This is a genomic window from Candidatus Njordibacter sp. Uisw_039 (assembly GCF_047730075.1).
Classification (GTDB): Bacteria; Pseudomonadota; Gammaproteobacteria; order Pseudomonadales; family Balneatricaceae; genus Njordibacter.
This window is the reverse complement of the sequence record NZ_CP159831.1, coordinates 590,236-612,445: the sequence shown is the minus strand read 5'-3', so window position 1 is coordinate 612,445 and position 22,210 is coordinate 590,236. Positions and strand designations below refer to the sequence as shown.

At 46.0% G+C, this 22,210-nt stretch carries 21 protein-coding genes and 6 tRNA genes; 17 read left to right on the top strand and 10 right to left on the bottom strand.

What is annotated here, in order from left to right; all coding sequences use genetic code 11:
• Positions 1-4: 4 nt before the first annotated feature.
• Complete coding sequence (gatA, locus tag ABXT70_RS02935) at positions 5-1,489, top strand: Asp-tRNA(Asn)/Glu-tRNA(Gln) amidotransferase subunit GatA (protein ID WP_443641688.1); 1,485 nt, start codon at positions 5-7, stop codon at positions 1,487-1,489.
• Between the two features lie 2 nt (positions 1,490-1,491).
• Complete coding sequence (gene gatB, locus ABXT70_RS02930; RefSeq protein WP_443641687.1) at positions 1,492-2,943, top strand: Asp-tRNA(Asn)/Glu-tRNA(Gln) amidotransferase subunit GatB; 1,452 nt, start codon at positions 1,492-1,494, stop codon at positions 2,941-2,943.
• Positions 2,944-2,984: 41 nt separating this feature from the next.
• On the opposite strand, the gene ABXT70_RS02925 is transcribed toward gatB, so the two are convergent.
• Both ABXT70_RS02925 and udk read right to left on the bottom strand, forming a co-directional pair.
• Positions 2,985-3,509, bottom strand: coding sequence for a glycine cleavage system protein R (locus tag ABXT70_RS02925; RefSeq protein WP_443641686.1), 525 nt, complete (start codon positions 3,507-3,509; stop codon positions 2,985-2,987).
• Positions 3,510-3,529: 20 nt separating this feature from the next.
• Positions 3,530-4,138: a uridine kinase gene (udk, locus tag ABXT70_RS02920; RefSeq protein ID WP_443641685.1), complete on the bottom strand. Its 609-nt coding sequence runs from the start codon at positions 4,136-4,138 to the stop codon at positions 3,530-3,532.
• A gap of 46 nt (positions 4,139-4,184) precedes the next feature.
• On the opposite strand from udk, the gene ABXT70_RS02915 reads away from it, so the two are divergent.
• Together ABXT70_RS02915 and greB are read left to right on the top strand one after the other, a co-directional pair.
• Positions 4,185-4,901 (top strand): 16S rRNA (uracil(1498)-N(3))-methyltransferase, encoded by a 717-nt coding sequence (locus tag ABXT70_RS02915; RefSeq protein ID WP_443641684.1) that lies wholly within the window; start codon positions 4,185-4,187, stop codon positions 4,899-4,901.
• Positions 4,898-5,428 (top strand): transcription elongation factor GreB, encoded by a 531-nt coding sequence (gene greB, locus ABXT70_RS02910; RefSeq protein ID WP_443641683.1) that lies wholly within the window; start codon positions 4,898-4,900, stop codon positions 5,426-5,428. The genes ABXT70_RS02915 and greB overlap by 4 nt, the downstream gene beginning before the upstream one ends.
• On the opposite strand, the gene ABXT70_RS02905 is transcribed toward greB, so the two are convergent.
• Positions 5,425-6,771: an MFS transporter gene (locus ABXT70_RS02905; RefSeq protein ID WP_443641682.1), complete on the bottom strand. Its 1,347-nt coding sequence runs from the start codon at positions 6,769-6,771 to the stop codon at positions 5,425-5,427. The genes greB and ABXT70_RS02905 overlap by 4 nt on opposite strands.
• Before the next feature lie 102 nt (positions 6,772-6,873).
• On the opposite strand from ABXT70_RS02905, the gene ABXT70_RS02900 reads away from it, so the two are divergent.
• A complete protein-coding gene (locus ABXT70_RS02900) occupies positions 6,874-7,791 on the top strand; it encodes a DUF1853 family protein (RefSeq protein ID WP_443641681.1) in 918 nt (305 codons plus the stop codon).
• Positions 7,792-7,810: 19 nt separating this feature from the next.
• On the opposite strand, the gene ABXT70_RS02895 is transcribed toward ABXT70_RS02900, so the two are convergent.
• From ABXT70_RS02895 to hemA, 7 genes are all read right to left on the bottom strand, one after another.
• A tRNA-Lys gene (locus tag ABXT70_RS02895) sits at positions 7,811-7,886 on the bottom strand.
• A 109-nt stretch (positions 7,887-7,995) separates the two neighbouring features.
• Positions 7,996-8,071: transfer RNA gene (locus ABXT70_RS02890), tRNA-Lys, on the bottom strand.
• 107 nt (positions 8,072-8,178) lie between these two features.
• Positions 8,179-8,269, bottom strand: a tRNA-Ser gene (locus ABXT70_RS02885).
• Between the two features lie 100 nt (positions 8,270-8,369).
• The gene (locus ABXT70_RS02880) at positions 8,370-9,116 is read right to left on the bottom strand and encodes a HesA/MoeB/ThiF family protein (protein WP_443641680.1); all 747 of its coding nucleotides are present in this window, start codon (positions 9,114-9,116) and stop codon (positions 8,370-8,372) included.
• 14 nt (positions 9,117-9,130) lie between these two features.
• The gene (gene prmC, locus ABXT70_RS02875) at positions 9,131-10,048 is read right to left on the bottom strand and encodes a peptide chain release factor N(5)-glutamine methyltransferase (RefSeq protein ID WP_443641679.1); all 918 of its coding nucleotides are present in this window, start codon (positions 10,046-10,048) and stop codon (positions 9,131-9,133) included.
• A complete protein-coding gene (gene prfA / locus ABXT70_RS02870; RefSeq protein WP_443641678.1) occupies positions 10,038-11,129 on the bottom strand; it encodes a peptide chain release factor 1 in 1,092 nt (363 codons plus the stop codon). Before prfA ends, prmC begins: the two co-directional genes overlap by 11 nt.
• On the bottom strand, positions 11,126-12,403 hold the full coding sequence (gene hemA, locus ABXT70_RS02865; protein ID WP_443641677.1) for a glutamyl-tRNA reductase: 1,278 nt from the start codon (positions 12,401-12,403) through the stop codon (positions 11,126-11,128). The genes prfA and hemA overlap by 4 nt, the downstream gene beginning before the upstream one ends.
• A 215-nt stretch (positions 12,404-12,618) precedes the next feature.
• Between hemA and ABXT70_RS02860 the strand changes: the two genes are divergently transcribed.
• The 12 genes from ABXT70_RS02860 to ABXT70_RS02805 all read left to right on the top strand — a co-directional run bounded on the left by ABXT70_RS02860 (position 12,619) and on the right by ABXT70_RS02805 (position 22,189).
• Positions 12,619-14,358, top strand: coding sequence for a hypothetical protein (locus ABXT70_RS02860; RefSeq protein ID WP_443641676.1), 1,740 nt, complete (start codon positions 12,619-12,621; stop codon positions 14,356-14,358).
• The gene (gene lolB / locus ABXT70_RS02855; protein WP_443641675.1) at positions 14,339-15,025 is read left to right on the top strand and encodes a lipoprotein insertase outer membrane protein LolB; all 687 of its coding nucleotides are present in this window, start codon (positions 14,339-14,341) and stop codon (positions 15,023-15,025) included. Before ABXT70_RS02860 ends, lolB begins: the two co-directional genes overlap by 20 nt.
• Positions 15,026-15,084: 59 nt before the next feature.
• Positions 15,085-15,159, top strand: a tRNA-Gln gene (locus tag ABXT70_RS02850).
• A 63-nt stretch (positions 15,160-15,222) separates the two neighbouring features.
• The gene (locus ABXT70_RS02845; RefSeq protein WP_443641674.1) at positions 15,223-16,167 is read left to right on the top strand and encodes a ribose-phosphate pyrophosphokinase; all 945 of its coding nucleotides are present in this window, start codon (positions 15,223-15,225) and stop codon (positions 16,165-16,167) included.
• Between the two features lie 110 nt (positions 16,168-16,277).
• Positions 16,278-16,868, top strand: a complete 591-nt coding sequence (locus ABXT70_RS02840; RefSeq protein ID WP_443641673.1) for a 50S ribosomal protein L25/general stress protein Ctc — start codon at positions 16,278-16,280, stop codon at positions 16,866-16,868.
• 80 nt (positions 16,869-16,948) lie between these two features.
• Entirely contained in the window at positions 16,949-17,545 is a 597-nt protein-coding gene (gene pth, locus ABXT70_RS02835) for an aminoacyl-tRNA hydrolase (protein WP_443641672.1), read from the top strand.
• 36 nt (positions 17,546-17,581) lie between these two features.
• Positions 17,582-18,673 (top strand): redox-regulated ATPase YchF, encoded by a 1,092-nt coding sequence (gene ychF, locus ABXT70_RS02830; protein ID WP_443641671.1) that lies wholly within the window; start codon positions 17,582-17,584, stop codon positions 18,671-18,673.
• A gap of 91 nt (positions 18,674-18,764) precedes the next feature.
• Positions 18,765-18,841, top strand: a tRNA-Met gene (locus ABXT70_RS02825).
• A gap of 25 nt (positions 18,842-18,866) precedes the next feature.
• Positions 18,867-18,941: transfer RNA gene (locus tag ABXT70_RS02820), tRNA-Gln, on the top strand.
• Between the two features lie 323 nt (positions 18,942-19,264).
• Positions 19,265-20,398, top strand: coding sequence for a M14 family metallopeptidase (locus ABXT70_RS02815; protein ID WP_443641670.1), 1,134 nt, complete (start codon positions 19,265-19,267; stop codon positions 20,396-20,398).
• 366 nt (positions 20,399-20,764) lie between these two features.
• Positions 20,765-21,913: an acyl-CoA dehydrogenase family protein gene (locus tag ABXT70_RS02810; RefSeq protein WP_443641669.1), complete on the top strand. Its 1,149-nt coding sequence runs from the start codon at positions 20,765-20,767 to the stop codon at positions 21,911-21,913.
• An 84-nt stretch (positions 21,914-21,997) separates the two neighbouring features.
• Positions 21,998-22,189 (top strand): tautomerase family protein, encoded by a 192-nt coding sequence (locus ABXT70_RS02805; RefSeq protein ID WP_443641668.1) that lies wholly within the window; start codon positions 21,998-22,000, stop codon positions 22,187-22,189.
• Positions 22,190-22,210 lie beyond the last annotated feature (21 nt).

The following is a 22,210-nucleotide window of genomic DNA, read 5'->3' as shown; positions in this document are numbered from 1 at the left end:
AACCATGACCAACAAAACCCTAGTTCAAATTTCTAAAGATTTGGCTGCTGGAGAATACTCTAGCCGTGAAATCACTCAAGACATTATTGCTGACATTAAGGCCCGTGATTCAATCTACAACAGCTTTATTAGCTTGTCAGAAGACCTTGCCTTAACCCAAGCAGATGCCGCTGATGCGCGCCTTACTGCTGGCACCGCAGACATACTCACGGGTGTTCCTTTCGCCCACAAAGATCTATTTTGCACCCAAGGCCAAGTCACCACAGCTGCTTCTAAAATGTTGGCGAACTTTGTACCACCTTACGAATCTACCGTAGGGCAACGCTTGTTATCTGCCGGTGCAGTATGTGTTGGCAAGACTAATATGGATGAGTTCGCTATGGGCTCCTCTAACGAAAGCAGTTTTTTTGGTGCTGTTAAAAATCCGTGGGACTTAAACGCCGTGCCGGGTGGATCTTCTGGCGGTTCTGCCGCCGCAGTGGCAGCAGGTCTTGTGCCCGCTGCCACCGGCACCGACACAGGCGGTTCTATTCGTCAGCCTGCCTCTTTTTGTAACTTAACGGGCATCAAACCTACGTATGGCCGTGTTTCGCGTTTTGGTATTATTGCTTACGCGTCTAGCCTAGACCAAGCCGGACCTATGTGCCAAACAGCAGAAGACGCAGCAATTATGCTTAACGCTATGGCAGGTTTTGACGAGCTAGACTCCACTAGTGTGCAACAAGAGACGCCTGATTTCACCGCTGATTTAAACCTACCTCTACAAGGCTTAAAGATAGGCCTACCCAAAGAATTTTTTGGCTCAGGCCTTAACCCTCAGGTGGCCGAATGCATTATGAACGCCTTAAAGCAGATTGAAGGCCTTGGTGCGCAAATTATTGATATTAGCTTGCCTAACCTAGAACTTTCCATTCCGGCTTATTACGTCATCGCACCTTCAGAAGCTTCTTCCAACTTAAGCCGTTTTGACGGTGTCCGTTATGGTTACCGTTGTGACCAACCAGAAGACTTAATGGACCTTTATTGCCGCACCCGAGCTGAAGGATTTGGTACCGAAGTGAAGCGTCGCATCATGGTGGGCACCTATGCATTATCTGAAGGTTATTACGACGCTTATTACCTTAAAGCCCAACGCATTCGACGCTTAATTAAAGACGACTTTACTCGAGCCCTGTCTCAAGTGGACGTTATCATGGGCCCCGTAGCTCCAACCCCTGCTTTTGATTTAGGCAGCAATAGCAAAGATCCTGTGGCTATGTACCTAGAAGACATCTACACTTTATCTGCCAATATGGCTGGTATTCCAGCCATGTCTACTCCAGCTGGTTTTGTTAATGGCCGCCCAGTAGGGCTGCAAATTATGGGTAACTACTTTGCCGAAGCAAAGCTGTTGAACATTGCCCACCAGTATCAACAAGTCACCGATTGGCACCTGCAAATACCAACATCTAAAGGCATGCCCGTATCTAACGAAGAAAAGGGAGCTTAATTATGTCTTGGGAAATTGTCATTGGTCTAGAAATCCACGTTCAGTTAGCCACCAAATCTAAATTATTTTCTGGCGCTAAAGTGGGTTTTGGCGCAGAAGCTAACACTCAAACCACCTTGGTAGATTTAGGTATGCCAGGTGCATTGCCTGTATTTAACGAAGAAGCATTACGTATGGCCGTGACCTTTGGCACCGCTATTAATGCTGAGGTTTGCAAACACTCTGTATTTGCCCGCAAGAACTACTTCTATCCAGATTCGCCAAAAGGGTATCAAACCAGCCAAATGGATCACCCTATTGTGGGTTTAGGCCACTTGGACATACAACTAGAAGATGGCAGTACTAAGCGTGTAGGTGTAACCCGTGCTCACCTTGAAGAAGATGCAGGCAAGTCTCTGCACGAAGACTACGATGGCATGACGGGCATTGACCTTAACCGCTCTAGCACACCACTGTTAGAAATCGTATCAGAGCCAGACATGAGTAATGCTAAAGAAGCGGTGGCCTATATGCGTAAAATGCACGCTATCGTCACCACCATTGGCATTTCAGACGGCAACATGGCCGAAGGTTCTATGCGCTGTGACGCCAACGTGTCTATTCGCCCTAAAGGGCAACAAAAATTAGGCACCCGCGCCGAATTAAAGAACATCAACTCCTTTAAATTTATCGAACGCGCTATTAACGTAGAAGTACAACGGCAGATCGATATTTTGGAAGATGGCGGCAAGATCGCACAAGAAACCCGCCTTTACGATGCTGATAAGAACGAAACCCGCCCTATGCGCAGCAAGGAAGAAGCCAACGATTATCGTTATTTCCCTTGCCCAGATTTGTTACCTGTCGAAATTGACGACGCCTACATTGATGCCATTCGTCAAAGCTTGCCAGAATTGCCAGACCAACGCAGTGCCCGTTTTGTGGACCAACTCGGCTTAAGCGAATACGACGCCGGTGTGCTATCTTCGAGCCGAGCTTTAGCCGACTATTTTGAAGCGGTGGTTGCCATATGTAACGACGCCAAACTTAGTGCCAACTGGGTGACTGGTGAACTTGCTAAATACATGAACCAAAACAACGTTGAAATTGATGCAGCACCCGTGAGCGCAGTGCACCTTGGCCAACTTATTAGCCGTGTTAAGGATGACACTATAAACAGCAAAGGTGCCAAAACTGTCTTTGATGAGTTGTGGCAACAAGCTGGCGAAGTCGATGATATTATTGATGCCAACGGCCTTAAACAGGTCAGCGACATGGGCGCCATCGAAGCCATGATAGACGAAGTTATTGCACTAAGCCCTAAGCAAGTACAACAATATGTTGACGCAGAAGTAGAAAAGAGAAGCAAAATGCTAGGCTTCTTTATGGGCCAAGTAATGAAAGCCTCCAAAGGTTCAGCTAACCCAGGCCAAGTGAATGGCCTGTTTAAGAAGAAGCTAGACGAGCTCTGCTAGTTCACCCACCCCTTTGCTAGGAGTATAGGCGACGTGCCAATCTACTCCTCGTCAGCCAGAGCCAAATCCACCATCAAGTCATCGGACAAGCCCTCGAGGGCTTGTTGCAAGTTCTCCATGTCAAAATCCTTCGGCACTAGCAGCTGAGCGCCAGCAACAAACATGTCGCCACCCGACATTGACGCGCTTACCACTTCTGTATCTAAACTTTGTATGCTTACACCTTGTGCAACAAACACGTTAGACACTTCACGCATAATGCCAGGCTTGTCATGGCAGGTTAGGTCTAACCAAATGGTGTGTTGGTTGGCAGCATCTGCGGAGTCCATACTCTCATTTAAGGTTACGGACATACCATGATTACTTAACCCACGGAGGTCTTTTTCCAGAGATGGGATCACATTTTCATCTACATTGACCGTAAGAATGCCAGCGAACTGCCCAGCAAGGTGGGCCATACTAGATTCTTCCCAGCTGGCTTCATGACTATAAATAACTTCGGAAAGCATTTGAATAAGGCCAGGGCGGTCTGCACAGATGGCAGTAAGTACTAAAGTTTTATTCATCGTATGTCTCCAAGTTAAGCTTACGTCAGCATTTGAGCGACACGGGCTTTTAATAATTCTATAGCGGCTGGATTCTCACCACCTTCTGGCACGATTAAATCCGCATGTTCACGAGATGGTGATACATGGTTAAAAAAGCCTGGTCTTACGGTAGTTTGATACTGAGTTAAAACCGACTTCAAATCCCGACCTCTCTCATTTACATCGCGCTCTAAACGTCTAATTAAGCAAATATCCAACGGCACATCCATAAAAATGCGCAGGTTAAACAAAGACCGTAACTGTTCTTGAGTGAACAATAGAATACCCTCAACAATCAGCACCTTACAAGGTTTCATTACAACTGTTTTTGATTCTCGTAAATGTTCATAAAAACTATATATAGGCTGCTCAACGGATTGGCCCGCTGCTAACGCAGTGAGATGTTGCGCCATTAATTCATGATCCATAGCATCTGGATGATCATAGTTGGTGAGATTACGCTGTGCTTTAGACATATTACGTTGATCTTTATAGTAGCTGTCTTCCGACATCATCACCACTTGATCTGAATCGAAGCCTTCGATTATATTTTTAGCCAACAGACTTTTGCCCGAAGCCGAGGGGCCTGCAATTCCAATAATAACCACACAAACTCCAACACATATATGTAATGACCCATTATACTGTGCAGCTATGAATATACTACTTTTTAACGTTGATGAACTGTCTTCCATGGGACAAATTCAAATTACCGACCCTCGTCGCCAAACCCATCTTGCTAAAGTGATTAGGCCAGTAATTGGCGACACCCTTAGAGTAGGTCAGGTTAATGGCGCTATTGGCTTAGGCAAGGTAATCGCCCACAGCGAGCACGAAACTCAGCTTGAAATAACACTTAACCAAGACGGCCCCACACCCCTTGCTTTAAAATTACTACTTGCCGTACCTAGACCTAAAATGATGCGCAGAATATTACAGACTTGCGCCACCCTAGGAGTAAGCGAAATCACCCTATTAAACAGTGCTAAAGTGGAAAAAAGCTATTGGCAAACACCATTTTTGCAGCCTCTAAGCATTTATGAAAACTTACTTTTAGGCCTAGAGCAAGCGGGCACTACACAACTGCCTTTGGTGCACAAAGCCAAGTTATTTAAGCCCTACGTAGAAGATAATCTTAACCAATGGGCAGCTGATAGCCGTCGCCTTGTGGCCCATCCCCGCAGTGCTCACCCATGCCCTAACGCAAATAAAAAGGCCACTACTTTAGCCATTGGCCCTGAAGGCGGCTTCACTGACTATGAAGTGGATAAATTGGCCGAACAAGGATTTATACCATTCTCCCTTGGCCCTCGAATTATGCGAGTAGAGACCACAATTCCTGTGGCCATTTCGAGGCTCTGTGCCCTATGAAACCTGCAAACCAGCGTTTCGCTGGGCGCTACCGCCCACCAGGTCCAAAACGCTCACCTTTAATCACCCCAGAAGGTGCAGCGGCACTTAAAGATGAGCTAGATGATCTGTGGCGTAACAAACGTCCAGTGATCACTCTAGCTGTGCAGGAAGCCGCCGCTTTGGGGGATCGTTCAGAAAATGCCGAATACATTTATGGCAAAAAAATGCTCCGCGAGATGGACAGCCGCATTCTTTACTTACAAAGACGCCTTGATCATATCAAGGTGGTAGAAGGGTTACCTGCCGATCCAAATAAAGTGTATTTTGGTGCTTGGGTCACCTTAATTGACGACGATGACAATGAACGGCATTATCGGATTGTTGGCGCAGACGAACTTAACCCTAGTTCGGGTTATATCAGCATAGACTCGCCCCTTGCCTTGGCGCTTATTGGCAAAAAGTTAGATGATAGAGTAGAGCTAAACAACCTAAACAAAGGCTATGACATTACTGCTATCAAGTACTTAGGTGTTCAGCCCAACTAATGAATAGTGCCGCGTCGGTAGGAGAATGTAGCAGCAATCAATGCGTAACACACAGACAAAACCATGGTGATTTTGATCACTAACAAAAGCTGCGGGTAAAGTTCTGCGGTGATCGCCGCGCCACCCATGGTGACACTAAAGAGTGTCATTACAATTGCAGAGCTCACCATATTGCCCATAGTACGTGCCAAATTGAGCAACACTGCAGCAATGCTCAATTTATCTGCAGGCACCGAGCCAATAGCAGCATTGTTATTGGGGGAAGAAAAGAAACCAAAGCCCAAACCTAAAAACACTAATGCCAGCATCACGTACTGTAAAGAGGTGTGCATATCTAGCCTAAACAACATGGCATAACCAATAACAAATAGCAGACAACCAAAGGTCGATAATACCCTAGGTTCAAAGCGATCTGACAAGCGGCCAGTTATTGGCGCTAACACCATCATGATCAGGGTTTGAATCAACAGGATTTGGCCCGCTTCACTGGGACTAAGCTGATGAATATACTGCAAATACAAACTCAGCAAAAAAACCATGGAAAAACTAGAGCCATAAATAAAGAAAGCTGATAACAAAGAACGGTTAAAAATGCGATTAGCCCTCAACGCAGAGAGCCGTATTAAAGGTGATTCGATTTTCGATTGATGCCACACAAAAATAGCCAACAACATCAATCCTAAGATAGCTAACAGTGCAAATCGCCAATCAGTTAAGCGCGACAACCCCATCATAAATGCGCTGACCCAAGCTGCAAAAATCAAACTACCCTGCCAATCAAACTTAGCTCTAAGGTATGATTTCCAATCGCCTTTTACGTAGGTAGACAGTACCACTAAACACAAAATTAAGATCGGAATAGGTGCCCAAAATACACTTTTCCAGCCCCAGTGCTCAGTTAACCAACCTCCTATTAAAGGACCAAGGGTTAGCCCTAGATATACCGATGATGATGCAATCCCTAGGGCTTGGCCACGGTTTGAATTAGCATAAACCACGCCAATAATCGCCATACTTGTGCCATACACCATAGAGCTAGAAATGCCTTGTGCCACGCGAATCAGCAACAAGGATCCAATAGATTGCGGTAACAAAACACACAGAGAAGACAATATAAATAATACCATTCCACTGACAAATACACGCTTGCGGCCAACAATGTCTGCGATACGGCCGATGGGTAATAAAAACACCACATTGCCCCACAACATAGCCACAGGAATCAAACTCACCGCCATAGCACTAGCTTGCAAGTCCTCAGCAATACGAGGTATGGCAATATTCACTGCTGATAAGGCTAAAGAGCAAATCATCATCACCAAACCCACGCTCACAAGCGCCATACGTCTGGCCCTAGGTGTTTGATCATAATAGGATTGTAGTTGTATCGCGTTCATCTCTGCCATTATACTCAGTTATTAAATGGTAACCTAGGGTCGTCTATTGTGGGCCAACAAGATCAAAAAAATCATCAATCTGGCAGCCCTATCAAGGTGGACATTCAACAAGACGTGAATTGGTTATTACAAAGCCAACCCCTTATGTCAGCCACGCCAGAAGTGACCATTTTTAAGCCTCAAGATACGGTTCATGAAACTGACCTATCTTCGATGTGCCTATGCACCTATCCTGCTCAGCCGGCTTATCGTCTGGGAAAACATTTTGAAGATTGTGTAGATCGCTTGTTTGCGTCATCGTCGACCAACAACATCATAGCCCGCAACCTCGTTATCCAAACCCCTGAACGTACACTTGGGGAGCTGGACCTAATCTACCAAAATAAATCTTCAGAAATAGTCCATTTAGAGCTTGCCATAAAGTTCTATTTACTCAAAAAAGGCGGCACCCAGCTAATAGACTTTGTCGGCCCCGCTGGACACGATCGTCTGGACCTTAAATGGGACCGGTTACGCCAACACCAACTGTCATTAAGCCAGACCGCAGAAGCGTTGGATTTTTTGCAGCAACAACATGTGCCCCTGCCAACACGGCAGCAACTGCTGTTAACAGGCATGTTGTTCTACGCCTATGAAAACTGGCAATCCACCGTTGTAGAAGATATCGGCCTTAATCCACAACATCAACGAGGTTGGTGGATAGAACACCATGAGGTTGCGCAGCTAAAAACCATACACGGGCCACAAAGAGGTTTCATCATTCTACCTAAATGGCATTGGATCGGTGGGCCAAGACACTACAGTGAACCTCAGCCTATATGCTATAACGAACTTATCTTGCGTACCACTGCAGACCCTTGGCCCAATATGGTATTGATATATGAGCACACTGATAGGACTCAACCATGGGTATTCAAAAATCGCGGCTTAATTTTGGCCACAAAAAAGCCCCCACTGGTTTCCTAGCGAGGGCTTTTTCTTGTGATGGTGGGTCGTGGGCGGCTCGAACGCCCGACCAATTGGTTAAAAGCCAACTGCTCTACCAACTGAGCTAACGACCCAAATTCTCTTTGGGGCTTGGTAGATTGCGCCCCTTATTACCTGATTTTTACTGCTGTACAGCCTACTGTAATATGTTTATCAACATTAACCGGTTGATACGGTTTAATATGGTGGGTCGTGGGCGGCTCGAACGCCCGACCAATTGGTTAAAAGCCAACTGCTCTACCAACTGAGCTAACGACCCAAATTCTCTGCGGGGCTTGGTAGATTATGCCCCTTAATGCATAGTATGAAGTTCTTAATACGTTACTACTCAGACGCCGTTATAAAACCACACCTGCACAAATAAAATGGCGGAGGAGGAGAGATTCGAACTCTCGGTGGGCTATTAACCCACGACGGTTTTCAAGACCGTTGCATTCGACCACTCTGCCACCCCTCCGCAGAGAGCGCGTATATTAAACCATTGAGATTCAGAGTCAAGCACCTACGCCCACACTAACTTAAAAAATGCTAAAAAAAAGCAAATAACCTGAAAAAAATTAAATCGTGCCGCAGCTTGGACAGTGCGGATCTTTAGGTAAACCAAAAGTTTGCCACTGCATAGTTTTTGCTTCCAATAACAACAGCTTACCCACCAATGGCTGACCAAGGTTAGAAAGCACTTTTATGGCCTCCATAGCTTGAATCGCGCCAATAATACCAACCAGTGGCGCCATCACACCATTGGTTGAACAGCTTTGTTCTTGCTCGCCTGTGAGCTGCATCAAACAATGGTAACAGGGTGTGTTTGGTTGACGCGGGTCCACCACGGTAACTTGGCCTTCCATACGAATGGCAGCACCGGAAACCAGAGGTGTTTGGTGCCGCAAACAGGCCTCATTCACTGCTAAACGAGTGGTTAAGTTATCACAGCAATCCAATACAATATCGGCCTTTTGCACCTCTTCAGCCAGTACCTCACCTTTAAGTCGCAGATGTAAAGCCACCACTAGCACGTCACTGTTAAGGGCAGCAATACTCTGTTGGGCAGACGCCACTTTACTGACTCCCACATCAACTTCGCCATGAATAATCTGGCGCTGCAAATTGGAGTGATCCACCACGTCGTCGTCTGCCAAAACTAAAGTGCCTACGCCAGCTGACGCCAAATAAAGAGCCACAGGACTACCCAAGCCACCTAACCCAATAATGAGCACTCTAGAATTCAGCAAACTTTGCTGACCTTGGTAATCAAATTCTGGCAACATGATTTGCCTACTATAACGCTGCAACTGCTCATCGTTCATAATTAGTCCTACGGCTATTTGTCTGGCCCTTTACCCGACCATCGACCAAAGGTGACTCTATCCTGGCCATTATGATCTTTGCGTGTGACAACCAAATTAAAACCCAAGTAGGTTAACAGCTTTGCTACTTTTAAACCTTGGTCATAACCGTGTTCAAAAGCCAACCAACCACCCACTGCCAACAAATGCACTGCTTGTTTAGCAATGGTATCGATATCTGCCATACCCTGATTGTCTGCTACAAGGGCAGATAAAGGCTCATAACGCACGTCACCTTGATTTAGGTGTGGATCTTCTGCATCTATGTAAGGGGGGTTGCTAACCAAACAGTGCAGCGGCTTGTTAGCATCTTTAACTAATCCTTGCGCCCAGTCCCCCTGATAGAAGCTCACCCGCTCTAGGTTACAATTGTGGGCGTTAATCTTAGCTAGGCTTACCGCCTTAGCTGACTGGTCCACACCCACAACATGCCATTGGGGTTGCTCACTGGCTAAAGCCAAGGCAATTGCACCGCTGCCAGTACCTAGATCTATCACACTGGCCTGAACTGGTAAGTTGAGATCAAGCACCACTTCTACCAACAATTCCGTTTCTGGACGAGGGATCAAGGTAGACGCATCTACCTGTAAAACTAAGCTCCAAAACCCTTGCTGCCCAAGCAAGTGAGCTACGGGCTTACCCAAACAACGCTCTTGAACCAGATGCCAAAAACTCTGCCACTGCTCTGGCATTAAAGGTTTCTCTGGCCAAGTATAGAGACTAGCGCTGGTAACAGATAGCACGTGGCACAGCAGGAGTTCAGCGTCTAATCGAGGGCTGTCCGTTGGCTCTATAGCACCAGCAAACTCTTCCTTTGCCCGAGCTAGTGCTTGCTGGCGCGTATAGCTTGAGTGGATGCTAGTGCCAAGAAGAGAGCGAGGCTTAGCCTTCATTTTCTGCTAACGAGGACAATAAATTAGCCTGATGTTCATTGCTTAATGGTTCGATAATGCAATTCACCTCACCTTCCATAATATCGGCCAACTTATACAGCGTCAGGTTAATGCGATGATCCGTTACCCTACCTTGAGGGTAGTTATAGGTACGAATACGCTCAGATCGATCTCCACTACCCACTAAACTCTTACGGGCATCCGCTTGCTCTGCGGCAACCACTTCTTGTGCACTAGACAACAACCTAGACGCCAGCAAAGACATAGCCCTAGCTTTGTTCTTGTGCTGAGAACGCTCATCTTGACACTCTACCACCGTGCCAGATGGCAGGTGGGTAATACGAATAGCAGAATCAGTTTTGTTAACGTGCTGGCCACCTGCACCCGACGCTCGGAAGGTATCGATACGCAGGTCGCCTTTATTAATATCCACATCTTCTACCGAATCCACTTCTGGCATCACCGCTACCGTACAGGCAGAGGTATGGATACGGCCTTGGGATTCTGTTTCTGGAACTCGCTGTACACGGTGAGCTCCAGACTCAAACTTCAGGCGTGAATAAACGTCATTACCCACCATGCGGGTAATTATTTCACGATAACCGCCATGCTCACCTTCATTTTGGCTGATAATCTCAACCTTCCAACCCATATTTTCCGCATAACGAGTGTACATGCGATATAGGTCTCCAGCGAAAATAGCTGCTTCATCACCACCAGTGCCAGCGCGAATTTCCACAAAGGTGTTGTGACCATCGTTTGGATCCTTTGGCAGCAGCAGCTTCTGTAATTCTAATTCTAATTCTGCTTGACGTTTCTTGCCATCTAGAATTTCTTCTTCGGCCATGGCTTTCATGTCGGCGTCATCTTCGGCCAGCATTAGCTGAGCTTCTTCCATATCGGCTTGCAACTGAACGTACTGTCCGTAGTTTTTTACTACATCTTCAAGCTCCGCATATTCTTTGGAATAGGCGCGAAATTTATCTTGGTCCATAATGACTTCAGCCACACCCAACAAGGCTTCTAGCTCTTCATAACGGTCCTGCAAGCGTTCTAATTTACTAAGTATTGAGGCTTTCATAAGGTTTTATTCAAATCAAACATGGTTTGCAATAACGCTAGGCTTTGGTCGTCCCCTAGGGCACTGGCTTTCTTTAATTGCACTGTAGGTGCATGCATCATTTTGTTGGTGAGGCCTCGGGCAAGGCGCTGCATAACCAGCTGTGGTTCTTCACCCTTGGCTAACAGCAACATAGCACGTTCTAGTTCGTCGTCTCGTACAGCTTCCATACGCTGTCGATAATCACGGATAGTGCCAACAGCATCTAATGAACGTTCGGACTCCAGATAGGTTACAAGGCCTTCTTCAATCATAACCTCGGCCGCTTTTGCTGCCTCTCGTCGAGAACGCATACCCTCGTCTATCACGTCTTTTAAATCATCAACGGTATATAAATAGACGTCATCTAACTCACTAACTTCTGCTTCGATATCACGAGGCACAGCAATATCTACCATAAACATCAGCTGGTGCTTACGTTGCTTAAGCGCTCGCTCAACCGCACCTTTACCTAGTATAGGTAATTGACTCGCGGTGGAAGAAATAACGATATCGGCAACGGCTAGGTAGTCTGGAATGTCGGCTAGCAAAACCGCTTGAGCATTAAATTCATGAGCCAACTCTTCTGCCCGCGCTAAGGTGCGATTAGCTACAATGATTTGTTTTATGCCTGCGTCGTGCAAATGCCGAGCTACTAACTCTATGGTCTCACCAGCACCAATTAGTAGTGCTGTCTGGTCTTCCAAACGGGCAAAAATCTGCCTTGCCATAGCCACGGCTGCAAAAGCTACAGATACTGGGTTTTCACCAATAGCGGTATGCGTACGCACATACTTGGCCATATTAAAGGCACTTTGGAACATACGTATTAAATGGCTCGTGGCGGTTTTTTCTTGCCGCGCCACAGAAAAACTAGATTTTAACTGGCCTAATATTTGTGGTTCACCTAACACCATTGAGTCTAAACCACTGGCCACTCGCATCATGTGTTTAACAGCTTGGTCAGCCTGTCGGAAATAACTGTGGTGTAGTACTTGATCCAACGTTACTTGGTGAAACTCAGATAACCATTTGGCAACCACCAAATGGGGCTCACCAATTTGCACAGCATCCAAAGTCAGCCTGCCGTAGACTTCTGTGCGGTTACATGTAGATAAAATTGCGGCTTCTGACACAGTTGTTTGACTGACTAACTGCTGGAGGGCAGACGCTGTAATTTCTGGCGCAAAGGCTAACTTTTCGCGCACATCAACAGGGGCCGTGGTGTGGTTAATGCCAAATACAAACAAAGTCATGGAGGTGGTCTGCAGGTGCCAAAAAATTGCGAAACGCTATTAAAGGCAACATTATACCCGAAACTTAACCGCCCCCATAGCCAACTGCATGGCTAACTCAACAGCTATTTACAGATAGCAGCCCGTTGGACATAATTTTTACCTAATTCAAGGCCTCACATTATCACATTATTTGTTACACTTAATTATTATCGTATCATCAAAGAACCTTCACTTTGTCGCCACGTTCTTCTTTTAATACACGCTTCAATTGCCACTGGCTGCACCTGCGCCACCTTGGCGTAGGGATAGCTTGCGCCTTGATTGTGAGCTGCAGCAATCCAATACAAACGGGTTACCAACCCCAACCTCACCCTGCAGAAAGCCTAACCAGTTCAAACTTATCGCACCTTTTAATTGGCGAATTTTCGTTACAAAGAGGGGACAGTGAAGAGGCCACTATACATCTTCTTGCAGCAGCCCAATCAACCCAAGATCTGGATACGGCAAAGCGTGCCACTTACTCGGCACAATTTGCCCAAAATCCAGATTTGCTAAAACAAGCTAGCCTTTTATGGAGCCAACTCTCCCCCTTAGACCCATTACCCTGGCAATACATCGCCCAAGCAGAAAGTCTGAACGGAGAATTTGAACAAGCGACGCAAGCCTTAGGGGAAGCGCTTAAACGCAAAGGTGGTGGCGGCCTTGCCTATGTGACTAGCTTAAGCATTAATGAACCGGCCTCCACCCAAGCAGATTTGCAACGAGCGTTTGAATCATGGTTACACACCTACCCCAACCACAAACAGCTACTTTACTCTCTTGCATTGCTAGCGCAAAACGCAGAGCAGATTGACACTGCTATCATATACATAGGCAAAGCGTTGGCACTGGATACTCACTACCTGCAAGCACAAGTTGTTTATGGAGAACTATTACTCGCAAGCCAACAAATCGAAGCTGCAGATACTTACTTAAGCCAATACACTCAACCATTAAAACAGGCACCACGGCATTTGATTACTTTGCATGCTCAGGTGCTTACGTTAATGGCTCAGTACCAGCGGGCGTACGAATATTTCGATGAGCTAACAAGGCGCTACCCTGAAGACCTTAGTTACAGATATTCTGCAGGCCTTCTAGCCTACGAGAATCATCATTATGATGCGGTGTACACACATCTACAACAAGTGATCGAACTAGACCCAGAAAGCCATAGTGCTTATTACTACATGGGTCTCAGCGCCCTGCGTCAAGATTTACAAGCGCAAGCTTTAGGTTATTTTCACCAAGTCACGAAAGGATCAGATCGATTAAATGCCTTCACCCTGCTGCTTGACTTAGAAAACCCAGATAACGACCAAAGAGAGGTCTATTTTCATCGACTTCGGCACCAGAACCAAGATTTAATTGCAGAAATTTTCGTCTTAGAAACCCAATATTTGCAAGACATAGGCGACACTGCATCCGCCGCACTGTCTTACCAAGAGGCACTGCAAGAATATCCTAATAATATCCCACTACTCTATGGTTATGCCATACTCGCGCAATCCCTGCATCAGTTCAACACCACTGAGATGATGTTTCAGCGCATTATTGACATAGAACCTAATCACATAAACGCACTCAATGCCTTGGGTTATGCCTATGCTGAGCAGGGCGTTAAGCTAAAAAAAGCAGAATTATTAATTCGCAAGGCGTTAGCATATGAGCCAAATAATGCGGCTATAATCGACAGCCTAGGCTGGGTTAGTTATCGCCTAGGACACTTACGACAATCTCTAACCTTGCTTACCAAGGCCTATGATATAATGCCAGCGGCCGAAATAGCCGCACACTTGGGCGTAGTAAAATGGGCTCTTGGAGACACAGAAGGCGCCTTTAAAATATGGAATCTGGCCCTAAGCCGGGATCCAGATAATGCCCTTATTAAACAAGCCATATTGGACGCACAAAATGAATTCCAAAGCGACTAGCCATTTTAAAAGTCTCAGACAATTAACTTCCTTAGGAATAATATGCATAGCCATAGCTGCCTGTAGTACGGCACCTGCAACTAAAAACCCACCGATACCAAGCCATGCTTACGCACCTTTTTCATACAAACAAGCGGAACTAGCAAAACTTGTACAATGGGATGTAGAAGGTAAATTGGCGGTCTATGCCAATGATAAAAATAACTCCGGTTTACTTACGTGGCGCCAAAGATCCGCCTATTTTGATTTGTTAATTAATGGGCCTTTGGGGAGCGGTCAGCTGCACATAGAAGGCAGCCCAGGCCTTGCCATTGCCACCAGCAGCAAAGGTCAGGTAGAGGCAGAATCAATAGAGGCTTTGTTTAAACAAGAATTTGGTTGGCACTTCCCCATGCAGGAACTAAGGTACTGGGCTAGAGGTATTCCGCATCCCGATACCCGCGCAAAAGTCTCCTATAATTCAGAAGGCGAAGCAGCCACCATAGAACAGGCGGGTTGGCAGGTGACATACCACTCCTATAGCAAAGTGACCGGCTTACCTATGCCCAAGAAAATTGAAATCATCGGTACCGATATACGTCTCGTTTTGGTGCTAAAAAGCTGGTTTAACCTGTTCCCATTTCCTCGTCTTAACCCTAGCTTTGCGCCCATTCCGAGCCCAGAGTAAAGGCTCGAATTAGGTTGACATAAGAGGCTATTTCCGAGAAAATATGCGCCTGAAATTTCTGGGATATCGCCAAGCGGTAAGGCAACGGGTTTTGATCTCGTCATGCGCAGGTTCGAATCCTGCTATCCCAGCCATATTCTCCGACGCAGACATAGGTTTGCGTCTTACTATAACTGCAAAAGCATAGGTGCCCCAAGGTGTCAAAACTGAAAGTTTTTACCGGTAGTGCTCATCCAGCGTTAGCTAAAATGGTTGTAGATCGCTTAGGTGTTCCCCTAGGCAAAGCTAAGGTGTCAACCTTTAGTGATGGGGAATGTGCTATTGAATTGCTGGAAGACGTGCGTGGCAAGGATGTATTTATCATCCAACCTACCTGCGCACCCACCAACTCTAATTTAATGGAACTCATCTTGATGGCTGATGCCATGCGCCGAGCTTCCGCTGCTCGTGTAACTGCCGTGGTACCTTACTTTGGTTATGCACGCCAAGATCGTCGTCCTCGCTCTGCACGTGTACCTATAAGCGCCCGTGTTGTGGCTAACATGATGGCTCGTTCTGGCATTGACCGTGTATTGACTGTTGATTTACACGCCGAACAGATTCAAGGATTTTTTGACATCCCAGTAGACAACGTGTTTGGTTCTCCTGTGTTGTTGGACGAAATAACCAACCAAAATTACGACCACCCATTGGTTGTTTCTCCAGATGTCGGTGGCGTAATACGTGCCCGTGCAGTGGCTAAGCAGCTAAATACAGATTTGGCCATTATCGACAAACGACGTGAAAAGGCTAACGAATCTGAAGTTATGAACATTATTGGTGACGTTACAGACCGTACCTGCATCTTGGTTGATGATATGTGCGACACTGCTGGCACCTTGTGCAAAGCAGCTGACGCACTCAAGGCCAATGGTGCCAAGCGCGTAATTGCCTATGCAACCCATCCAGTATTATCTGGACCTGCAGTAGACAACATCACTAACTCTTCTCTGGACGAATTGGTAGTAACCGACACTATTCCACTATCAGATGCCAGCAAGGCCTGTAAAAGCATTCGTCAACTGACTATGGCCGACTTATTAGCCGAGTCAGTACGTCGCGTTTGCAACGAAGAATCCATTAGCGCGATGTTTCGCACCTAGAATTAGGCTGCAAACCTCACGCTAGTATTAACGGCCTTTTATTAGGTCATTTTAACCGTCCTACCGTGCACCGGTCGCAAGTGCCCAGGACAATATATAAGGAAAGACAAATGTCTATCTCTCTAAATGCTGAAGCCCGTGATGACTTGGGGAAAGGTGCGAGCCGCCGCCTACGTCGTCTAACTGGTGGCACACCTGCTATCGTTTTCGGTGGTGCAAAAAACAAGAAGCCTCAATCCATCACTTTGGTTCACAAAGACCTTTGGAAAGCTTCTGAAACAGCTGGCTTTTACAGCTCTGTGATCACTCTAAACATTGGTGGCAAAGATGAGCCAGTTATCGTTAAGGATCTGCAGCGCCACCCAGCCAAACAAGAAATTCAACACGTTGATTTCTTGCGTGTCACTAAGTCCAACATAATACACATCTTGGTTCCTATCAAATTTTTGAACGAAGCTACTGCTCCTGCCATTAAGATCAGTGGCGGCACGGTATCTCACGCTCAAAGCGAAGTTGAAATCACCTGTTTGGCGGCTAATTTGCCGGAATTTGTCACCGTAGACATGCAAGATGTGGCTATTGGTGGCATTGTTCACCTTTCAGATATTCAACTACCAAAGGGCGTTACTGTTCGCGCTCTGCGCCTAGGTGATGACCACGACCAAGCGATTGCTACTATTACTGGCAGCAAAGGCAGCTAAAACTAGCACCGCTTAGTTGTTGTAATAAGCGCCTTTGTTATTCATTTAACAAGGGCGTTTTTATTTGGAGCCCTGGGACTATGTCCAATTCTATACCCGATGTACCCATCAAACTTATTGTTGGTCTAGGCAATCCTGGCGCCACATATGATCAAACTCGACACAATGCAGGCCAAGACTGGCTGGTGAAGTTAGCTAAAGAAGAAGGCATTAGCTTGACCACAGAAAAACGTTTTTTTGGTGATTATGGTCAAGGGTTCGTAGCTGGGCACAAAGTACACCTACTCGTCCCTAATACCTTTATGAATTTAAGTGGGCAGGCTGTACAAGCTCTGTGTAGCTTCTATAAAATCGACACAGAAAACATCCTCGTAGCCCATGACGAGCTGGACTTGCCGCCAGGCACAGCACGTCTCAAACTAGGTGGTGGCCATGGCGGTCATAATGGATTGCGAGATATTATTAGCAAGCGTAGTGGCGACAAGAATTTTCATCGCTTACGTATAGGAATAGGCCACCCTGGCAATGCCAAGTTAGTGACCAATTACGTATTAAAAAAAGCGCCCCTTGAAGAACGTATTAGCACCCAGGATTCCATGGACAAGGCAATAAAAGTTATGCCAGAGGCCATATCTGGGCAATGGCAAAAAGCCATGAACAACCTGCACACGACCTGAAAAAAGTGGTCTAATTAAAATTACTAGAGGTATCCCATGGGATTCAATTGCGGCATTGTAGGCCTACCTAACGTTGGCAAATCCACTCTCTTTAATGCCCTTACCAAAGCCGGCATTAGCGCTGAGAACTTTCCATTCTGCACCATCGAGCCAAACGCTGGTGTTGTGGCAATGCCAGACCCACGTTTACAAGCCTTGGCTGCTATCGTTGAACCAGAACGCGTCCTGCCCACCACCATGGAATTTGTGGACATTGCAGGTTTGGTGGAGGGTGCATCTAAAGGGGAAGGGTTGGGTAACAAGTTTTTGGCTAACATCCGTGAAACAGACGCCATCGCCCACGTTGTGCGCTGCTTTGAAGATGATAACGTAATTCATGTCTCTAACCGTATTGACCCAATCGACGACATTGGCATCATCAACATGGAATTGGCCTTGGCTGACTTAGATTCTGTAGAAAAGCAAAAAGCTCGCGTGCATCGTGTTGCCCGCACCGGTGACAAAGAAGCCCAAGCCACCATGGCGTTTTTAGAAAAGCTGGCGGGCCCACTAAGTGAAGGTATTGCAGTGCGTACCCTAGACTTAAACGACGACGAACTAGCAATGGTAAAGGGCTTTCACCTGCTAACTAGCAAACCCACCATGTACATTGCCAACGTCGCTGACGATGGCTTTCAAGACAACCCTCATCTAGATGCAGTAAACACCTTTGCCGCTGTGGAAGGCGCTAAAGTAGTGGCTATCTGTAACCAAATTGAAGCCGAAGTTAGTGAGCTAGATGATGAAGACAAACGTGAGTTTTTGTCTGACATTGGCATGACAGAGCCTGGCTTAGATCGTGTGATTCGCGCAGGTTATGAACTACTTAGCTTACAAACCTACTTTACCGCAGGCGTTAAAGAAGTACGCGCCTGGACTGTCAAGCAAAATGCTACGGCACCTCAAGCAGCTGGCGTGATCCACACGGATTTTGAAAAGGGTTTTATCCGTGCTGAAGTTGTTAGTTATAATGATTTTATTACTGGTAACGGCGAACAAGGCGCCAAAGAAGCTGGGAAATGGCGCTTGGAAGGCAAAGAATACCGAGTAAAAGACGGTGATGTAGTGCACTTCCGATTTAATGTGTAAAAGCTTTGATTGTGGGTGTTGACAGCACTCACAAAACAAGGAATAATTCGCGTCCTCAAGTGCAGCCACTGTGCTTGAGAATGATTAAAATGGCTATGTAGCTCAGCTGGTTAGAGCACATCACTCATAATGATGGGGTCACTAGTTCGAATCTAGTCATAGCCACCATTTTGATCCGTCTTTTGGACATTTCTGGGATATCGCCAAGCGGTAAGGCAACGGGTTTTGATCTCGTCATGCGCAGGTTCGAATCCTGCTATCCCAGCCATTCGTTGTTTTCTGTCACCCACTATTGGTTTCATCGCTATGATTTTTTCGATTGAGATTAAGCTTAAATTTGTCTAGAGTAATGCTTACTCGAGTTATCTTCAGCAGCATTTAGCATGAACTTTATTGGGCACCACAAGCTCGCAGGTGATATACCTAACCCCAACCCTACCCATCAGGGTTACAGCTTACAAGAACGACACCCTAAGGGCTTTGAGGCCTGCTACGGTCAAAGGCGAATAGCCACCAAGCACAGACTTGCCTGCCACCTTGCGCCGAACCCCATAACCCAGACTCAAGTGGTCTTATATAAAGGAACCTATCATGATACTTCACATTAACAGCCAATTTGATAGCGGCAACATTGAGGTCATTAATCTTCAAAGCAACCCTATCGAGTTAGCTATACGTCATGATAACCAGTCGGATTTCTATCAGTGGTTTCACTTTAGTATTGCTGGCGCTAAGGATAGAGACGAATTAAAACTAAGCCTTATCAATGCCGCAGGCGCAGCTTTTGCTGAAGGCTGGCAGTATTTTCAAGTAGTAGCTTCCTATGACAGAGAAGAGTGGTTTAGGGTGCCCACATGTTATGAAGACGGCTGCCTTATATTTAACCACGCACCCGAGCATGACTTGGTTTGGTATAGCTACTTTACACCTTACTCATGGGAACGGCATCAGGACCTTATTGGTTGGGCGCAAACCAGCGACATTTGCACTCTGGCCACCATTGGTAACAGCTTAGATGGCAGGCCTTTAAGCCTACTTACTATCGGAGATGCATCGACACAAAAGCGTAAAATCTGGCTCACTGCTCGCCAACACCCAGGCGAAACCATGGCCGAATTTGCTATAGAAGGGTTATTGCAAAAACTACTAGACCCAAATGATGCCTGTGGCCGTAAGCTACTCAAAGATGCTGTATTCTATATTATCCCCAACATGAACCCAGACGGCAGTGTACGTGGCCACCTGCGGACTAACGCAGTAGGTGTTAACCTTAACCGTGAATGGATAGATGCCACCATGGAGCGCAGCCCAGAAGTATTTTTAACACAACAGAAAATGCGTGAGACTGGTGTAGATCTTTTTATCGATTGTCACGGCGACGAAGAAATCCCTTACGTTTTCTTAGTAGATAACCAAGGTATTCCAGCATACAGTCCAAGACTTGCTAAGCTAGAAGCAGACTTCAAACAACAGCTTCTCATCAGCAATCCAGATTACCAAACAGTACACGGCTACGACACAGACCTGCCAGGCCAAGCTAACCTCTCTTTAGCTAGCGCCTCCGTTGGCCAAACCTATAACTGTTTATCGCTAACCTTAGAGATGCCTTTTATCGACAACTTTAATCTACCAGATGCAACACACGGTTGGTCTGCACAACGCAGCAGTGACATCGGAGCAGCCCTGTTACCTGCCATGTTAGCTGTGGTAAATGAACTAAGATAAACCCCAGGCCTACGCTGGCTGGATGACTTTTACGCACTCGCTAGGCCACGGTAATTTTTTCGTGTAGTCGACCCAAGCCATCTAAGTCAGCCACCTTGCGGACATGTATTAGGAGTTGTCCTAGTTCGCGACTTTAGCCTCACAAGGCATAAAGTAGTTTGTGGTATTAACCACTTTGGAACTTATGTTTTGACAGATAAGGCATATGTTACCATCACATGGGCCACGGTTTTATCAACCACTAACACCCTACTTTTTGGCGAATAATCATCACTCTAGTCGAATTATTACAGGTTTTGATAATCAAAATTCGTAATCATAATCGAATAACAATTATCAATATGAGTGACACCAATGAATTTTCAAATGACTGAAGAACAACAAATGCTTCTTAATTCTTTAGGCGCGTTTCTTGAGCAAGAAGTCTACCCACATGAAGCTGAAGTTGACCGTGCTGGGTTAGTGCCGCCTGAGCTTTGTGAACAGATTAAAAAACGTGCTCTTGAAATGGGCTTCTTTGCTGCAAATCTGCCTGAATCCGTGGGTGGTGGAGGGCTTGATTATACGACTTTGGGCTTAATGGAGCGCGAACTAGGTAAAGCAAGCTATGGTTTAGGAGGTAATATTGCACGACCTACTGAACTGCTGATGGCCTGTGAGGGCGATCAAATAGAAAAATACCTCAACGCCTGTGTTAGTGGTGAAAAACATGAGTGCTTTGCTTTAACCGAGCCAGGTGCCGGTTCTGATATTATGTCTATGGCTACCCGAGCCGTAGCAGATGGTGATGATTACGTGATTACTGGTAATAAACATTATATTAGTAGCCCCTGTGCGCCAGATTTTGCAATTGTATTTGCTACTACTGGTATGAATGAAACGCCCAGGGGTCCACGTAAACGCGTTACTGCCTTTTTGGTGGATTGTGATGAGAAAGGGTTTAGTATGAATTTGGGACCACTTTGTGCAGCCCAACGTGCTTACCGAACTTATGAACTAAATTTTGATCAATGTCGAGTACATAAAAGTCAGATTCTTGGAGAAGAAGGCAAAGGTTTCGAGCTGGCTGATCAGTGGTTAGGCATGGGCCGGGTATGGGTTGGTGCACAAAGCTGCGGTAAAACAGAACGTTTGTTGAATCTTGCTACCGAGTGGGCGGCAACGCGTAAACAGTTTGGAAAACCCATTGGTGCTTTTCAAGGCACTTCTTTTAAACTGGCAGACATGGCTACAGAATTACAAGCTGCAGACCTGTTAGTGATGCATGCTTGCCAGAAAGCTGATAATGGTATTATGCAACCAGAGGATGCAGCGATGGCGAAGCTATTTGCCTCCGAATTGGTATCCCGTGCTGCTGATCATACGGTACAGATATTTGGTGGTGCTGGGTTGATGGAGGAAATGCCAATAGAACGTTTGTGGCGGGACTCTCGTCTCGAACGTATTTGGGATGGTACTTCTGAAATTCAGAGGCATATTATTTCTCGTTCGTTGTTACGGCCCTACGAAGCATAATAGTGGGTGTTTTGGGTCTATTTAAACTAAGCCAGCAGTGGTTGCTGACTTGAGCATAATTTACGTTTTATAGAGGTCATAGTTATGCCTGTTATAACAATTCAGCAAATTGCTGGTAGAACAAAACAACAAAAAACTGAAGTGATGAAAAAAATCACTGAGGCTTTTGTTGATGTTTATGGTGTTCCTGGAGAAGGCGTAATGATTATATTTCAGGATCTCAAGGATGATGACTGGGGTAGAAATGGCGTGCTACAAGGTGATTTAGATAAATAATCAATAGAACATCCCCTGACT

Excerpts from the sequence above, each read along its gene's own strand:
- gatA (WP_443641688.1), top strand. The coding sequence starts at position 5 with ATGACCAACAAAACCCTAGTTCAAATTTCTAAAGATTTGGCTGCTGGA.
- gatB (WP_443641687.1), top strand. The coding sequence starts at position 1,492 with ATGTCTTGGGAAATTGTCATTGGTCTAGAAATCCACGTTCAGTTAGCC.
- ABXT70_RS02925 (WP_443641686.1), bottom strand. The coding sequence starts at position 3,509 with ATGAATAAAACTTTAGTACTTACTGCCATCTGTGCAGACCGCCCTGGC.
- ABXT70_RS02915 (WP_443641684.1), top strand. The coding sequence starts at position 4,185 with ATGAATATACTACTTTTTAACGTTGATGAACTGTCTTCCATGGGACAA.
- greB (WP_443641683.1), top strand. The coding sequence starts at position 4,898 with ATGAAACCTGCAAACCAGCGTTTCGCTGGGCGCTACCGCCCACCAGGT.
- ABXT70_RS02905 (WP_443641682.1), bottom strand. The coding sequence starts at position 6,771 with ATGGCGCTTGTGAGCGTGGGTTTGGTGATGATGATTTGCTCTTTAGCC.
- ABXT70_RS02880 (WP_443641680.1), bottom strand. The coding sequence starts at position 9,116 with ATGAACGATGAGCAGTTGCAGCGTTATAGTAGGCAAATCATGTTGCCA.
- prmC (WP_443641679.1), bottom strand. The coding sequence starts at position 10,048 with ATGAAGGCTAAGCCTCGCTCTCTTCTTGGCACTAGCATCCACTCAAGC.
- prfA (WP_443641678.1), bottom strand. The coding sequence starts at position 11,129 with ATGAAAGCCTCAATACTTAGTAAATTAGAACGCTTGCAGGACCGTTAT.
- hemA (WP_443641677.1), bottom strand. The coding sequence starts at position 12,403 with ATGACTTTGTTTGTATTTGGCATTAACCACACCACGGCCCCTGTTGAT.
- lolB (WP_443641675.1), top strand. The coding sequence starts at position 14,339 with ATGAATTCCAAAGCGACTAGCCATTTTAAAAGTCTCAGACAATTAACT.
- ABXT70_RS02840 (WP_443641673.1), top strand. The coding sequence starts at position 16,278 with ATGTCTATCTCTCTAAATGCTGAAGCCCGTGATGACTTGGGGAAAGGT.
- pth (WP_443641672.1), top strand. The coding sequence starts at position 16,949 with ATGTCCAATTCTATACCCGATGTACCCATCAAACTTATTGTTGGTCTA.
- ychF (WP_443641671.1), top strand. The coding sequence starts at position 17,582 with ATGGGATTCAATTGCGGCATTGTAGGCCTACCTAACGTTGGCAAATCC.
- ABXT70_RS02815 (WP_443641670.1), top strand. The coding sequence starts at position 19,265 with ATGATACTTCACATTAACAGCCAATTTGATAGCGGCAACATTGAGGTC.
- ABXT70_RS02810 (WP_443641669.1), top strand. The coding sequence starts at position 20,765 with ATGACTGAAGAACAACAAATGCTTCTTAATTCTTTAGGCGCGTTTCTT.
- ABXT70_RS02805 (WP_443641668.1), top strand. The coding sequence starts at position 21,998 with ATGCCTGTTATAACAATTCAGCAAATTGCTGGTAGAACAAAACAACAA.